The organism is Odoribacter sp., assembly GCF_985060555.1.
On the sequence record NZ_CFKYFN010000033.1, the window covers coordinates 1 to 16,009 of the forward strand.

A 16,009-nucleotide genomic window follows, 5' to 3' on the forward strand; every position below is an offset into this window, starting at 1 on the left:
CTGGGATATGAGGTGAAGCAGTGTGCCTCGGAGGAGGAAGCCCGGCGGTTTGCCGCGGAGATGCCGGTGGATAGTAAAGTATATCCGGTGTATTATTTCACCTCGGATACGACAGGAGAAAAAGGGTTTGAGGAATTTTACGTGAAGGGGGAAAAAATTAATCCGGAACGCTTCGGATCGCTGGGGGTGATTGAGGACCTGGAGGCCCGCCGGATGGAAGAACTGGATACTTTCCTGGAAAGATTGCAGGCGGTATTGAATGACCAGAAAACAGAAAAAGAAGATATTGTCAGAACAATGAAAGAATTTATCCCCAATTTTGAACATATAGAGAAAGGGAAAAATTTGGATCAGAAGATGTAATCTTTTCTTGATGGGAATTACTCCGCAATTGTTTAGAGAAATCTGGAAATTGCTTAACGATTAAAACATTCATCTATGTCCGACATTAAATTCATCGAAGGAGGTATTTTTACCGATTACCGGGGGCAGATTTCTCATGTGAATGACCTCGACATGCAAGAAATCAAGCGTTTTTATATTATTCATCAAAAGACTGCCCGTGTATTCGGATAAAATACTGTCGGATGCGGTACATGACAGCTGGAGATATGACAAGGATATGTGGATGGATTGGAATTTATGGTAGACTTATTCCGGTAGTTGTTCGTGTCCGGTGCCCCGGTCGCTTCTGTCGGTCATCTTGCTTTTTCTTTCACTGACCGGCGGAACTCCTCACTGCACAAAAAACTTTACGTTACGTTTCCGTCAGACACCATCGGTCGGGCATTCAGAAAAAGCAAGACGACACTCGACAGAGCTCCCATGGTCCCCGAATACGATCACCTTCGACTCCCGTTATCACTGCATGGCAAACTAACCTCGATCTGGAAAACAGGAACACCATAAAACAGAGGTCTTCTGATTCCTTACCTTAGGAATCAATTTAGAAATCAGTATTTTTCTTCCCCTTCCTTTGGCCCGTAGTGCTGACGGCATAAAAACCGAAACAGAAAGAAAAAAACTAAACCTACAGTTCAGGAGATTTTTTTCATTCGTTTAATCGGGATGGTATGCGCCTGCTTTTTTGAAGATACGATCTGAGAAAAGATAGGTTGAACCAGCACAAAACCACAACCGACGAATAATCCCAGTAATAAAGAAGCCAACACAATCAATGCACGCTGTGGTTTAGAAGGAACGGTCGGTTCTACGACAGGTTCGATTACCGTCAGTACCGGCATATCTTCTTTCACCTGGATTTTCGCCTTCTCCCGTTGCTTTACAATATCGGAATAAAGTCCGAAAAACAACTCGTAATCGTTGGTCAGTATTTTCTCTTCCGTTTCTAATTGCACGGATGTCCGGTCCGGATGTTTTTCGCGGAATTGTACTAAAGCCTGTTGCTTTTTCTCCAGTTCGTTTTTCACCTCCGTATAACGTTCCTCTACAAAATCGAGAGCAGCCTGAGCTTTGGCGATACGAAACCGCGCAATGTATGTCTGCAGCATAGCCTGTGCCCGATTCGTCAGATAAGCTGAAAGTTTCGGATCGGGCAGATCCAGAGTAATTTTCAGATTACCGTCTTTGTTATTTACTTTTACAGAAAAAGCATCTTTTAAATAAGCCAGACATTTACTTTCTTCTTCTGTCAGCTGTTCTACCTGTGAAGGATCGGTTACCAAAGCCAAACGTTCCGGACCGGACACCAGATAGTTATAGAAAGTAACCGTATCTCCTCTCTCATCGATGTATAAAGGAGAATAGATCAACTCTTTCTGAAAAGGTACGCTGAAAAAAATATCCGGATACATAGCCGGCGAAACAATACGCGTATTCCGCATATCCCCCATCGGCATACTCTGGAAAGGCGACATTCCTTCTACACTGATTCGCGTAGTCCGGTCTTCCATTTCCAAACCTAAGGTACATTGAGCGGTATATTTCCTTGGTAAAAAGAAAGCTAAAACCAGACCACCCACCAGAAAAAACAAGGCAATATACATTATTGTCTTTTTACGATGCCACAGCTTCGCCATGACTTCGATTAAATCGATTTCTTCATTTTCCATCGTTATATTTACTTAGTCGTTCAATCCTTTAAGTTTTCCCGCTTTAAAGGATACCACAAAAGTATAAAAATATTCGGACCTCCCGCACAATAAAGAAAAAAGCCATCGAAATTTATCATTCGATAGTTTTTTTTATAAAATTTTATGGGAAATTATTCTTTTTCTTCAGGCAACCATCCCTTTAAACGCTTACAACCGGAAACCTGAGCCAGGAAAGGTAAAGTCAATACCAAACCGATACCGATAAAACCACCTAAAAAAGTAAAGGCGATACAAATCAATCCTCTTTTGGGTTTTGAACGTTCGGTCGGTATAGTTACCGGTTCTACAACAGTAAATACCGGAGTCGTTTCTTTTACCTGAATATTGGCTTGCTCGCGCTGTTTGGCCAGTTCACTGTATACACCGAACAATAGCGTATATTCGTTATTCAAACGCTCCTGGGTAGTTTTAGCTACATTGGAAACCAGATTACGATTGGCATCGTTAAAAATAGCCAGCTCTTCCTGTTTCTTTTCATATTCTTTTTTAGCCTCTTCATAGCGACCTTCCACAAACTCCAGATTCGCCTTCACCTTCTGAATTTTAAAGTCGGTTACATAACGCTGCAATAATTCCTGTACTTTGGCAGCCAATTGAGCTGCAGCCAAAGGTTCAGGCATATCGACAGACAAAGTAATATACCCGTCTTTATCGTTGAGGTTCATATTGATCTTATCTTTCAAGGTCTTGATACATTCTGCCTCGTCTTTAGACAGGGATTCCAAAGTAGCAACAGCCCCTTCTCCATATTGAGGTTCCGGTTCTTCCCCACGAATAGCCCCGATAATCACTCCGGGCAAACCGATCGTATATTTCAGTATTGTTCCTCCTAAAGAAAATTGGGCATATTCATCGGCAGTATAGTAATCCAGCAATTTCACCGGCTGATCGTATTCCTCAAATTTGATCGCCGTCTGCATAATTTCCTTTTGGAAAGGTACACTAGCCAATATTTTAGGATAAATCTTCGGCGACAACACATCTCCGGCACCTAAAGATCCGATGTTTATACCTGCTATAGCAGCTAAGCCACTTAAACTTCCCCCAGTCGTTTTTTCACCTGTCTGAGGAACAATCGTACAGGAAGCGGTAAAAACTTTAGCACTGAACAAAGCGACCAATACCCCGAGACATGCACAAACGACAGTCACCTTGAGAATGAATTTCCGCTTTGCCCATAATTTCTTTACAACCTCGATCAGGTCTATTTCATTTTCCGGTTGAACCGGTTGATTACTCGTCGAATTTGTAGCCATTACTTCGTGCTATTAATAATTGATGTAACTAATGCAGCCATAGACGTGGTAGAGGAAGCGATACTCATGATTTCAGCCAAACCGACACCTTTTCTAGGCGGTTTTACCGGTACAATGATTTCACAACCGGGAGCAGCCTTGGCCTTAGAGAAAGTCTTGGATTTCTGCACCGTACCGTTCATATACACGATAAACACCCTGCGTTTCTTCGCCCGTGAAGCGAATCCTCCGCCCTGTTCTATATAATAATTCAACTTCGCATTCTTTTTGTATACGACAGTATTCGGATACATCACCGCCCCACTGATCTTCACCGTTCCTGTATACTGAGGGACAACGAGCTGGTCCCCTTCCCGTAATACGACATCATAATCCGACCCGGGATTTTCGATCGCTTTCTTCAGCTCGATACCGACATAATAGGTATTACCGATATCCAGACGGTTAATGGCGATCGAATCTTTATCCGTTTGTTTGGAAAGTTTCAATACAGATTCCACCCGAGCCTTTTCATCCGGTGTCATCTGTCTGAGCAAACGGGCCCCTTTTGCATATGCCTCCGGCATCAATCCACCTGCTCTTTTCACCAAATCCGAAAGCCGTTCCCCTTTCTGGGATAAGACATAATTTCCTTCAAACAATACCTCGCCGGTAACTGTTACATTTTGCTGTACCTGATATCCCGGAGAATTACGGACAAATACTTCATCATAGGGTTCCAAAGTAAAGTCCGGTTTACCATCCACAATCAATCCATCCTTTAAAGTAAAAGTAAAGTTTTCAGCCAATTTAGTCGCTCCGGTCAAGCTCTTCGGATTTTTAATCCGGCGAGCTACATCGACTTTCACTGTCGAAGCGGATTCCAATAAACCGCCGGCCTGAATGATCAGGTCTTCAATTGTGGCATTATCGGCATATTTGTATACTCCCGGTACCCTTACAGCCCCTTTTACAGACAACGTATATTCTTCCTGCAAATCGAATATCGAAGGAATATACAATTCATCGTTTTTTTGCAAAGGCAGATTGGCAGCCGAACCACTCAATATTCCGGTTACATTGAGAGCAACCACTTCCTGAGTTAAATCGGGTTTCTGGCGGAATAATACAGCCCGGTTAACAAAGGCATCTTCAGTAATTCCCTCTGCTTTTTCAATCAATTCCTTCACTGTAGTTACTTTTCCTAAATCGTATAATCCGGGCCGGTACACAGCTCCCCGAATCTGAACCCGATTTTCAAAACGATTCAACATCGGATCTACAGAAATAAAATCCCCATCTACCAAAGGAAAACTTTTAAACTCTCCTTCTTCGACATTATATACCTGATATTCCCGTCCACTTTTTCGAATTACCCGAATAGCATTTTTATAAGCATCTCCCTTAAAACCTCCGGCATACTCCAACAAATCGCCGACTGTCTCCGTATCTTTCATTTCATAGATCATCGGACGCTTTACCTTTCCTGTCAGGGAAACCAAATTAGCATAAGGTGCAACGAGCACCACATCCCCGTCATTCAGGCTGATGTCCAGATCGCTTCTCCCTTTTAAAAGATAATCGTATACATCTACATCGGCGACAACTTTTCCTTTGCGATTTACCGTAATATTCCGCATGGAACCGATCTCACCGACTCCTCCGGCATTATATAAAGCATGAAACAAAGTAGCCAAAGAAGGTAAGGTATAGGTACCCGGCATCGCCACTTCCCCCATCACATTCACCCGAATACTCCGCACGTTTCCTAAGGACACTTTTATAAAAGTATCCGGCTCATCACTATTTAATGAAGCATATACCTGAGACAACGCATTCTTTACCCGTTGATAAGCTTCTTCTATCTTCAAGCCATTCAGATAAACCGGTCCGATCTCTTCGATCGTGATATTTCCATCCGGTGCAATATACTGCCGAATAGTCTTTACCGATCCCCCCCAAATATCCACAATAATCTCATCTCCGGGACCAAGCACATAATTTTCCGGCGTAGCTATATTGAGGTTAGGTTCGAAAGTCAATTGTTTGTTATTAAAAATATTCCGTCCGAAAATCCTTATTTCAGGCAATGAATCTTTTGAGAAAAGAAGCTCTTTATCTTCCTCCAGATTCAAAGAATCCAATATATTGACTGCAGGAGGATTTTCTTGCCTCAACCGGCTCATTCCGTTCCCCGTTTGTTCTCCGGCCGTACTTTTTTTACCGGTATAGTTATTTTTTATACGAATCAATTGTTCCTGGGTAACTCCTTTTTGTCCCAGCATCATAATGATTTGTTGTTGAGTTTTTCCCTGATTCTGAGCCTCTTTAACCATAGCAACAACCTGGTCGTCCGACATCTGAGCAAATGTAACAGCTATAAATTGCACGAACAATATGAGTAAGAATAACTTCTTCACCTTTATTTTATTATTCATTTTTATTCTATGTTATTTCAATGAGTCACAAAAATAAACAAAAAGCCCCAAACATACCCCTTCTTAGAATAATTTTTCACTTTTTCAACACAACTGGCCGCTACCGTAATCAAAGCACACCCTAATTTTTCCAAACGTAAAACAATCCGGTATTTATCCCGGATCTGCACCATTTCTCCTTGAAATCCAGCTAATTTACCCCGAACAACTTCTACTAAAGTACCTGCAGGAATATCCTCGTAAGAAATTTCCAGCGGTTCGTCGGCCTGATTTTCGACAAAACGTAAGCGTTCGATCTGTTCAGCCGGAATAGCTACCGCTTTTCCCTTTTCTTTCAGGAAAGTAACCACCCCCGGAGTTGTCAGCACAGGAACAAAGGTTTCTTCTTTTATATGTACAAAAATATATCCGGAAATCAAAGGTACCGATACTTTTTTTTTCCGGTCACTCCACACCCTGTATTCAGTCCTTAACGGAAGATAATTTTCAATACCAATCTGATCGAGTCGTTCTTTCACTTTTTTTTCAGCCCTGGCTGCTGTATACACAGCATACCAGGAAAAAACACTCTCCATAAACAATAGCTTAGCACTTAATAAACTTTCAGCATAGTCACTTCCTTCGGAGTAAGGAAACGCCATGTTCCCCGCGGCAGATTTTTTTTCGTAATACCGGCAAAATATACCCGGTCGAGTTTTATGATCTGGTAACCGAAATGTTCAAATATACGTCTGACGATACGATTTTTTCCGGAATGAATCTCTATCCCCACTTCAGTACAATCCGGAGAGGTATAACTGATCTCGTCCGCTTTGATAAATCCGTCTTCCAGCTGGACTCCATTCGCTATAGCCTGAAAATCTTCTTCAGTCAATACACGATCCAGAAAAACATGATATATCTTTTTGTGATCGTATTTCGGATGGGTCAATTTCTTAGCCAGATCGCCGTCATTCGTAAACAACAACACTCCTGTCGTCTGCCGGTCCAGACGCCCTACCGGATAGATTCTTTCTTTACAAGCACCTTCGACCAAGGCCATAACCGTCTTACGTTCCAACGGATCCTCGACGGTTGTCACATAATCTTTCGGTTTATTTAAAACGAGATATACTTTCTTTTCGGGGAAAATCTGAACGTCGTCCACCTCCACCTTGTCTTTCTTCCGTACTTTCAAACCGACGGTCTGAACTACCTCTCCGTTTACCTTCACCCGTCCGGCAACGATCAATTCATCCGCATCCCTACGAGAACATACGCCTCCCATTGAAATGTAGCGATTCAGACGCAATTCGGCGTTCTCATCTTCATTTTTCAGCCGATGAGCCAACAATTTCTTTTTACTATAGTGTTTCTGTCTCAGTCCTTCTTTCTCTCTCCCGGAAATCTTTTTCCGATCGCGGTCGAAAGGACGATTATAATTCGAATGATTGTTCCCGGTGGTCTCCTCACCTCTTGGCCGGAAAATACGTGGTCTGCGTGGATTATCCGTATGAGAATCACGTTTCACCAATACCTTCCGTTCCGAACGTTCGGTCCGGTCCTGCCGGTCGGTTGCCTCTGTACTAGGACGGTAATCCCGGCGGTTACTGAATTTAGCCGGACGTTCTCTGTAAGTATCTTTCTCCCGGTTAAAATTCCGTTCTCTTCTTTCTCCGTTGTCCCGTTCAGAAGTCCTTTCAAACCTTCTGGCAGTGTTACGGTTCCCCACAGATCCGGCCGTATGTCTTTCTCCTTGCTCTGCTCCATATCCTCTACGGTTTTCAGACCGTTCGGAACGAAAAGAACGCCGATTTTTATTATAATCTCTTTCCATCCTAAATAATATTAATTCATTGATTTTAATTTTTTTCTCGTTTACACGTCTCTCTCACTCAGGTATTTCATTCAAACTATTTGGGCGCCGTCCTATACACAAACACTCCGATAATGGCAAACAAAATATTAGGCAACCACACTGCTAATAACGGATTCATATTTCCATTTGTTGCAAAAACTGTTGAAAATTGCATAAATAAGATATAAGAAAAGCTGATCAGCAAGCCTATTCCAAGATGTAGTCCCATTCCGCCCCTGATTTTACGTGACGAGATACTGACACCGATGAAAGTCAATATAAAAGTAGCGAATGCATTGGCAATCATTTTATATTTTTCAATCTGAAACTCGATCACATTCGAACTCCCCCGCATTTTCATCCGGTCGATATAACGATCCAGTTCCGGAAAAGTCAATTGTTCCCGGATTTTCTTCGGATTCTCTGAAAATTCAGAAGGTTGGAAAGCCATGACAGTATCCAGTTTCTGTCCCGTCGTATACGTTTCTTTATCTCCCTCTATTTCCCGGAGTTTCCAGTTATGGATCACCCATTTTTTATTTTCCTTATCCCAGGTAATCCGCGAAGAGGTCAGCTTATTGATCAAGGTATCCCCCCTGAAATTTTCGATGGAGAAATCATATCCCACATTCGAAGCCACCGAATAAGACGACATATAGATATAAGTACCCGGAGCTATCTGACGATGTATATTCTGTTCCTTATTGGCATATCTTTTACCCATATATTGCTTTTCGAATTCAATCCGTTTCTCATTGGCATTGGGGATAATAAAAGCTCCCAGCAAAAATGACAAAATAGCAATAACGGTAGCCGACATCAGATAGGGGAATAAAAAACGCCTGAAACTGATCCCGGTACTCAAAATAGCGATAATCTCACTGTCATAGGCCATCTTCGAAGTAAAAAAGATTACTGAGATGAAAGTAAACAGCGAAGAGAACACGTTCGCAAAATAGGGAATAAAATTCTTATAATAATCGAACACAATCGCTTTTACCGGAGCTTCGTTTTCCAAAAATTTTTCCAGTTTTTCGGAAAGATCGAAAACGACGACGATACACAGAATCAGGACCAGTGAAAAGAAAAAGGTCCCCAGGAATTTGCGTATAATATATAAATCAAGTTTTTTCATCTAAAGTCTTCTGGTTATTTTCGGAAGCAGCTTTGTCTTCCATGCTACGAAATCTCCTTCCTGAATATGTTTCCGGGCTTCTCTCACCAACCACAAATAAAAAGAGAGATTATGGATGGAACAAATTTGCAACCCTAATATCTCGTCGGATTTAATCAAATGCCGCAAATAAGCCTTCGAATAATCGGTATCGACATAACTCAATGCAGCAGGATCTATAGAAGAAAAATCCCGCTCCCATTTTTGATTTTTAATATTGATCGTCCCTTCGGTTGTAAAAATCATACCATTACGTCCATTACGGGTAGGCATCACGCAATCGAACATATCTACTCCCCTTTGTATACCTTCGAGTATATTTTCAGGCGTCCCGACTCCCATCAGATAACGTGGTTTATCCTGAGGCAATATACGATTGACGACCTCGATCATGGCATACATTTCTTCAGCAGGTTCTCCGACAGCCAGACCACCGATCGCATAGCCGGCTCTGTTCAGGGATACGGCATGTTCTGCGGCTTTCTCTCTCAAATCCCGGTAAGTACATCCCTGAACGATCGGAAATAAATTTTGCTCGTAACCGTATAGCGGTGCAGTTTCGTCAAAACGCGCGACACACCGTTCCAGCCACCTCTGAGTCAGCCCGAGTGAATGCCTGGCATAATTATAATCACTGGTTCCCGGCGGACATTCGTCAAAAGCCATCACGATATCGGCGCCGATTTGACGCTGGATATCCATGACATTTTCCGGCGTAAAAAGATGTTTAGAACCATCTATGTGTGATCGGAAAGTCACTCCTTCCTCTGTAATCTTCCGTCCGGTACCGGTCAGTGAAAACACCTGAAATCCGCCACTATCGGTCAATATCGGCCGGTCCCAGCCATTAAAACGGTGCAATCCTCCGGCTGCCTGCAGAATTTCGGTTCCCGGTCGTAAATAAAGATGGTAGGTATTCCCCAGAATAATCTCAGCCCGGATATCCTCTTTCAGTTCTCTCATATGCACTGCTTTCACAGATCCCACCGTTCCCACCGGCATAAAGACAGGGGTATGAATCTCCCCGTGTGCTGTGGTCAAAACACCACACCGGGCTTCACTGTTCTTATCTTTCGCTAAAAGAGTATATTGCATATTATTATTCCGAGCTATGTATTTTAGTGCGCAAAGGTAATAATTTCAGGTTAAAGGTAAAAGGTTAAAAGGTAAAAAGTATTCAGACACTTTTAGTTCAGGATAATTCTGCAAACATTTGCAAAACAAAGATTTTTTTCAAACCTTTGGGACTGCAAACTAAAAAAATAAAAATTACAGAACGATATGAGAAATTTTTTCGGAATCTTTTTACTTATGTTTATCTTTTGCAGCCAGTTATCTGCACAAAAACAATTAACCCTGGAGGATTTTTTTGTCGACGGGACTTTCCGTACCAAAGGAGTTTACGGATTACGTTCCATGAATGACGGCGAACATTATACAGTTTTAGAGAACAATGGCACACGTATAGTCAAATACAGCTATAAAACGGGTCTGCCTGTCGCTACTTTACTGGATTTGAAAACACTGGAGGATTCTCCTGTCAGCCGGATCGACGATTATACCTTCAATGCAGATGAAAGCCGGATACTGATTTGTACCAATAAGAAACCGATTTACCGCCGTTCGTTCACTGCCGATTATTATCTTTTCGATTTCAAAAATAAAGAAATCAAACCTTTGTCGGAAGGTGGCAGCCAACGGTTGGCGACTTTTTCTCCCACCGGTTTGCAAGTTGCTTTCGTGAGAGATAACAACCTGTTTATCCATGATATCCGTTTCGGTTCAGAACGTCAGATCACCAGAGACGGACAATACAATCACATCATCAACGGCGCACCGGACTGGGTTTACGAAGAGGAATTCGCATTCAACCGCGCTTTTGAATGGGCCCCCGACGGATCGGCCATCGCTTACATCAAATTCGACGAATCGGATGTACGCGAATTTCAAATGAATATGTTCGAAGGACAAAGTCCTGCTTTAAAACAAAACGAACTGTATCCCTCGAATTATGTTTACAAATATCCGAAAGCCGGAGAGAAAAATTCCAAAGTATCCGTTTATGTTTACGATGTTTCGGACCGGACAACGACCAAGATGGACACAGGAGAAGAAGACGACATCTATCTTCCGCGGATACGCTGGACCCAGGACCCTAAAAAACTGGCTATCATTCGCCTGAACCGTCACCAGAATAAAATGGAAGTCCTCTTAGCCAATGCCAAAGTCGGAACGATTGTTCCTCTTTACCGGGAAGAAAACAAATATTATATCGACGAAAGCAATCTGGACAATCTGGTCTTTCTGGATAACGGTACACAGTTTGTCATTACAAGCGAGAAAAGCGGCTATATGCACCTCTATCTTTACGATCTCAACGGACGGGAAAGACAAGCGATTACCAAAGGAAATTTCGATATCATCGATTTCTACGGTTATGATCCTGTTCGCAAACTCTTCTACTATTCTTCCTACGAAGAATCTCCACTTGAAAAATACATTTATAGCATTAACGAAAAGGGATTAAAAAAGAAACTGACCCCGGTAAAAGGCTGGAATGAAGCTAGTTTCAGTAAGAACTTCAATTATTATATCAACGTTGTTTCGAATACGGATACTCCTCCGGTCACCGCTCTTTATAATGCTAAAGGCAAACAGGTCAGAGTGCTTGAAGATAATAAAGCGGTGAAAGAGGCGGTGAAAGCATATAATCTGGCAAAACCTGAATTCATTCAAATTCCGGCAGCAGACGGTAAAACGATGCTCAATGCGTGGATCATGAAACCGGTAAATCAGGAAACCGGCAAAAAATATCCGCTGCTGATCACCCAATACAGCGGTCCTAATTCACAACAAGTAAAAAACAACTGGAGTCTGAGTTGGTTGAATTATCTGGCCCAGGAAGGGTATATCGTTGCCTGTATCGACCCGCGTGGTACGGCAGCTCGTGGAGAAGAGTTCCGGAAATGTACGTACATGCAACTCGGTAAACTGGAAAGCGACGATATGATCGCAGCTGCCAAATGGCTGGCCACACAACCTGATGTAGACGTTAAAAATATCGGTATTTGGGGATGGAGTTACGGAGGGTTTATGTCTTCGCTCTGTATCATGAAAGGAAATGACATTTTCACGACAGCGATTGCAGTAGCTCCTGTCACTCATTACAAATATTACGATTCGATCTATACCGAACGCTATATGCGTACACCGGCAGAAAACGAACGGGGTTATGAAGATAATGCCCCCTTGAACTGGGCCGATAAATTAAAAGGCAACCTGTTGATTTGTCATGGTACTGCCGATGATAACGTACACGTACAGAATACCTATGAACTGGCCGAACGTCTGGTACAAGCCAACAAACAGTTCGACATGGCCATTTACACCAACCGCAACCACAGTATCTTCGGAGGCAATACAACCTTGCAGTTGTACAATCGGTTTGTGAAATATTTGAATGAACACATGAAAAGATAAGCGCCGATCAGACGAAACCGCTAATCAATAAAGAAAAAATCAACCTAAAAATTTAAATATGAACTCAATCAAAGACTTAAAACCGACTGCTATCTGGCAGAATTTTTACAAATTGACTCAAGTCCCCCGTCCTTCCAACCACGAAGAACAAGCCCGTAAATTTATGCTCGAATGGGCAAAAGAGAACAATATCGAGGCAGAGATAGACGAGGTGGGGAATATTATTATGAGAAAACCGGCCACTCCGGGTATGGAAAACCGCAAGGGAGTGATTCTTCAGGGCCACCTGGATATGGTACCTCAAAAAAATGAAGATACGGACCATGATTTCGAAAAAGATCCGATCCAAGCTTATGTCGACGGAGAATGGGTACGGGCAAAAGGCACCACTCTGGGGGCTGACAACGGCATGGGAGTTGCTGCCGGTATGGCTATGCTTACGGCGACCGACATTCCTCACGGTCCACTGGAAGTGCTGATCACAGCTACCGAAGAAACCGGTATGGACGGTGCTAACGGTTTAAAACCGGGTGTATTAAAAGGCGACATCTTGTTAAATCTCGACTCAGAAACGGAAGGAGAACTTTATGTAGGTTGTGCCGGTGGTCTTGATTCTACGATCGAATTTAATTACAAGGAAGAAGCTGTACCAGCACAAGTCAAAGCTTTCCGTTTGGGGATCAAAGGTTTGAAAGGAGGCCATTCCGGGATGGACATCAACCTGGGAAGAGGTAACTCGAATAAATTGTTATTCCGTTTTTTGAAAACTTATGCAGCAGAATTAGGTATTCGCATAGCTTCTGTCAGCGGAGGTACACTTCGGAATGCTATTCCGCGTGAATCTTTTGCCCTCGTCGTCATTCCGGCTGCCAACGAAACAAAATTACAGGCAGCTATTAAAGAAGCTGAAGGAATTTATAAAGCCGAATTAAGTGCTAAGGAGCCTACCCTGCAAGTAACCGCCGAAGCTTGTGAGCTACCGGCCTCCGTAATAGACGAATGTACCCAGTTCCGTCTGACCAATTCCATTCTGGCTTGCCCGAACGGAGCTGTCCGGATGATCGATTCGATGCCCGATACGGTAGAGACTTCAAATAACCTGGCCATTGTAAGATCAGAACAAGGAAAAATTATCATCAACACCTTGCTTCGTTCTTCGGTAGAAACAGCCAAAGAAGCCTTGGCACAAACCATTCAGGCAGTATTCGAATTAGCCAAAGCAGATAAAATCATGTTCGACGGCGATTATCCAGGCTGGAAACCCAATCCGGATTCTGCTATTTTAAAAGAAATGCAGGAGATTTATGAACAATTATACGGTAAGAAACCTGCTGTTATGGCTGTTCATGCCGGACTCGAATGTGGTATTCTGGGTTCTAAATATACCCATTGGGATATGATCTCTTTCGGTCCGACCATTTGCTCTCCTCACTCTCCGGACGAACGGGTAAACATCGCCTCGGTCGGAAAATTCTGGGAATACCTCAAAGCTACTTTGAAAAACATTCCTGCTAAATAAAAAAAGAGTCCTCCGGGACTCTTTTTTTTATGTGTCCCCCCTGCAGGCGCTTTTTTACGCCCGCATAAGTTACCGACTTTATAAACTTATGATATAAAATACCGCATCCATTTTACAACTCTGGTATACAAATTACAGATAGATATACCCGGATTACAAATTATTTCCGATTATACAATCTTATATCCTGGTGTATAAGAATAGTTTATCACGGTAAAACTACGACGACCCGAAACGCTAAAGCATTCTACAAACCAAGCGGACAACGTACGTTCCTACCAGACTCCTCCGACAGGATTTCTTCAAATAAAGTTTTTCATTTTTAACAATTTACGTTTTATTCTCTTAGAATTATTAGCATTTTTCAATATTGAATTCAAGATTTTTGTGTAACTTTGTGAGCAAATTGCAACTATTAAATATAATGCTCTTAAAGAAATTGACTTTACCGGAACTCCTTTCTAACAGCTGTTCCAAATTCAAGAACAATTTATCTTTGAACTTTGTTCAAAGTGGCAAACGAACTTACCAGGACTTCTATAACGAAGTAACTTCGATAGCTAATTATCTTCTTTCATCCGGCATTCGAAAAGGTGATAAAATAGCAATTTTAAGTGCTAACATGCCGAATTGGGGTATTACTCAATTTGCTATTGCCCGGATCGGCGCTATTGCAGTACCGGTTCTTCCGGGTTTCAGCAGTATAGAAATACAAAATATTTTAGAACATTCGGAATCTAAAATCATCTTTGTATCTAAATTGCTTTATAAATTAGTCGCCGATATAAAGACGAGTTATCTGGAACAAAAGATTCTGATGAATACTTTCGCCCGGATTCCGGAAGACTATCCGGTAGAAGCGATCGACAAACTGGAGAACAATATCGGTCTGGATAACCTGACTCCCCTTCCTGCAATACAAGTAGAAGAAGAAGATACGGCTTCGATCATCTATACGTCAGGAACTACAGGTTTTTCCAAAGGGGTGGAATTAACTCACCGTAATCTGGTCTGGAATGCGCGGCAATGTGCTACGATCCAACCTGTAAGTATCCAAGACCGTTTTCTCAGCATTTTACCTTTGGCCCATACCTACGAAAATACCCTGGGCCTGTTACTACCGGTGATGTTCGGAGCTCAGATTTATTATCTGGACCGTGTACCGACACCTAAATTATTGGTACCTGCCATGCAGAAGATAAGGCCTACGGTTATGTTATCCGTACCTTTGATCATCGAAAAAATATATAAAACCCAGGTATTGCCTAAATTTACTTCGTCTGCCTTGATGAAGACCTTATATCATTTCGGACCTACCCGGAAATTATTCAATCGGCTGGCCGGAAAAAAACTGATGCAGACTTTCGGAGGAAAAATCGTTTTCTTCGGTATCGGTGGTTCGAAAATAGATCCTGTAGTAGAACGTTTTCTCAGAGAGGCTAAATTCCCTTATGCCATCGGTTATGGTTTGACAGAGACTTCTCCGATGTCTGCAGGTTCTGCTCCCCGGGGAACTTTCTTACAGGGCGTAGGTCCTGCCATGGAAGGGGTGCAAATCAAAATCAACGAACCGGATAAGACCGGCCAGGGAGAGATCTGGATCAAAGGTCCCCATGTTATGAAAGGCTATTATAAAAAACCGGAATTAACTCAGGAAGTATTCAGCGAAGACGGCTGGTTTAAGACCGGAGATTTGGGTTCTTTCGACCGCAAAGGGCGGCTTTCGATCCGCGGACGAATCAAAACCATGATATTAGGTTCTTCCGGTGAAAACATCTATCCCGAAGAAATCGAATCGATCATCAATAATTTCCGTTTTGTCAATGAATCGCTGGTTGTAGAATCCAAAGGGAAATTAGTGGCTATGGTACATTTCAATATGGAAGAACTGGAAAAACAAGTCCAAAAAATAAAAAGCCAGGCCGGAAATTACAAAACCGCTATCAATGACTATATAGAAGAGCAGAAAAAAGAATTATTCGAATATGTAAATTCAAGGGTAAACAATTTTTCCAAGCTTCAATTAGTGCTGGTACAGCATGAACCCTTTGAAAAAACACCGACACATAAGATTAAACGTTTCCTCTACAATAACATCAATATCAAGTAAGGGTTTACGGTTAAAACAGTAATAACGGTGACAGCAGTTAAAACGGTTTAAGACTGTATTGTCACCGTTTCCTTTTGATTAATTTGGGGGATTATTATTCAT

General features: G+C 42.3%; 11 protein-coding genes and 1 pseudogene. 5 read left to right on the forward strand and 7 right to left on the reverse strand.

Annotation, left to right across the window (positions count from 1 at the left end):
* Both AC5RDS_RS03930 and AC5RDS_RS03935 read left to right on the forward strand, forming a co-directional pair.
* A pseudogene (locus AC5RDS_RS03930) lies at nucleotides 1-363 on the forward strand (nucleoside-diphosphate sugar epimerase); the annotation flags it as partial.
* Nucleotides 364-438: 75 nt separating this feature from the next.
* Entirely contained in the window at nucleotides 439-576 is a 138-nt protein-coding gene (locus AC5RDS_RS03935; RefSeq protein WP_013611273.1) for a hypothetical protein, read from the forward strand.
* 461 nt (nucleotides 577-1,037) lie between these two features.
* On the opposite strand, the gene AC5RDS_RS03940 is transcribed toward AC5RDS_RS03935, so the two are convergent.
* The 7 genes from AC5RDS_RS03940 to tgt form a co-directional block, all read right to left on the reverse strand.
* Entirely contained in the window at nucleotides 1,038-2,072 is a 1,035-nt protein-coding gene (locus AC5RDS_RS03940; protein ID WP_195305982.1) for a Wzz/FepE/Etk N-terminal domain-containing protein, read from the reverse strand.
* Nucleotides 2,073-2,224: 152 nt separating this feature from the next.
* On the reverse strand, nucleotides 2,225-3,370 hold the full coding sequence (locus AC5RDS_RS03945; protein WP_022159319.1) for a Wzz/FepE/Etk N-terminal domain-containing protein: 1,146 nt from the start codon (nucleotides 3,368-3,370) through the stop codon (nucleotides 2,225-2,227).
* Nucleotides 3,370-5,787 (reverse strand): SLBB domain-containing protein, encoded by a 2,418-nt coding sequence (locus AC5RDS_RS03950; protein ID WP_494222216.1) that lies wholly within the window; start codon nucleotides 5,785-5,787, stop codon nucleotides 3,370-3,372. Before AC5RDS_RS03950 ends, AC5RDS_RS03945 begins: the two co-directional genes overlap by 1 nt.
* A 17-nt stretch (nucleotides 5,788-5,804) precedes the next feature.
* Nucleotides 5,805-6,428 (reverse strand): UpxY family transcription antiterminator, encoded by a 624-nt coding sequence (locus tag AC5RDS_RS03955; protein ID WP_013611277.1) that lies wholly within the window; start codon nucleotides 6,426-6,428, stop codon nucleotides 5,805-5,807.
* Nucleotides 6,380-7,603 carry a pseudouridine synthase gene (locus AC5RDS_RS03960; RefSeq protein ID WP_013611278.1) on the reverse strand — a complete coding sequence of 408 codons (1,224 nt, stop codon included), beginning with the start codon at nucleotides 7,601-7,603 and terminating at the stop codon, nucleotides 6,380-6,382. Before AC5RDS_RS03960 ends, AC5RDS_RS03955 begins: the two co-directional genes overlap by 49 nt.
* 76 nt (nucleotides 7,604-7,679) lie before the next feature.
* Complete coding sequence (locus AC5RDS_RS03965; protein ID WP_022159316.1) at nucleotides 7,680-8,759, reverse strand: LptF/LptG family permease; 1,080 nt, start codon at nucleotides 8,757-8,759, stop codon at nucleotides 7,680-7,682.
* Complete coding sequence (gene tgt / locus AC5RDS_RS03970) at nucleotides 8,760-9,893, reverse strand: tRNA guanosine(34) transglycosylase Tgt (protein ID WP_013611280.1); 1,134 nt, start codon at nucleotides 9,891-9,893, stop codon at nucleotides 8,760-8,762.
* Nucleotides 9,894-10,079: 186 nt separating this feature from the next.
* Between tgt and AC5RDS_RS03975 the strand changes: the two genes are divergently transcribed.
* The 3 genes from AC5RDS_RS03975 to AC5RDS_RS03985 all read left to right on the forward strand — a co-directional run bounded on the left by AC5RDS_RS03975 (nucleotide 10,080) and on the right by AC5RDS_RS03985 (nucleotide 15,907).
* Nucleotides 10,080-12,278, forward strand: coding sequence for a S9 family peptidase (locus AC5RDS_RS03975; protein ID WP_013611281.1), 2,199 nt, complete (start codon nucleotides 10,080-10,082; stop codon nucleotides 12,276-12,278).
* 58 nt (nucleotides 12,279-12,336) lie between these two features.
* Nucleotides 12,337-13,797 carry an aminoacyl-histidine dipeptidase gene (locus tag AC5RDS_RS03980; protein WP_013611282.1) on the forward strand — a complete coding sequence of 487 codons (1,461 nt, stop codon included), beginning with the start codon at nucleotides 12,337-12,339 and terminating at the stop codon, nucleotides 13,795-13,797.
* Nucleotides 13,798-14,221: 424 nt separating this feature from the next.
* A complete protein-coding gene (locus AC5RDS_RS03985; protein WP_172720345.1) occupies nucleotides 14,222-15,907 on the forward strand; it encodes an AMP-binding protein in 1,686 nt (561 codons plus the stop codon).
* The last annotated feature ends 102 nt before the right edge of the window (nucleotides 15,908-16,009 follow it).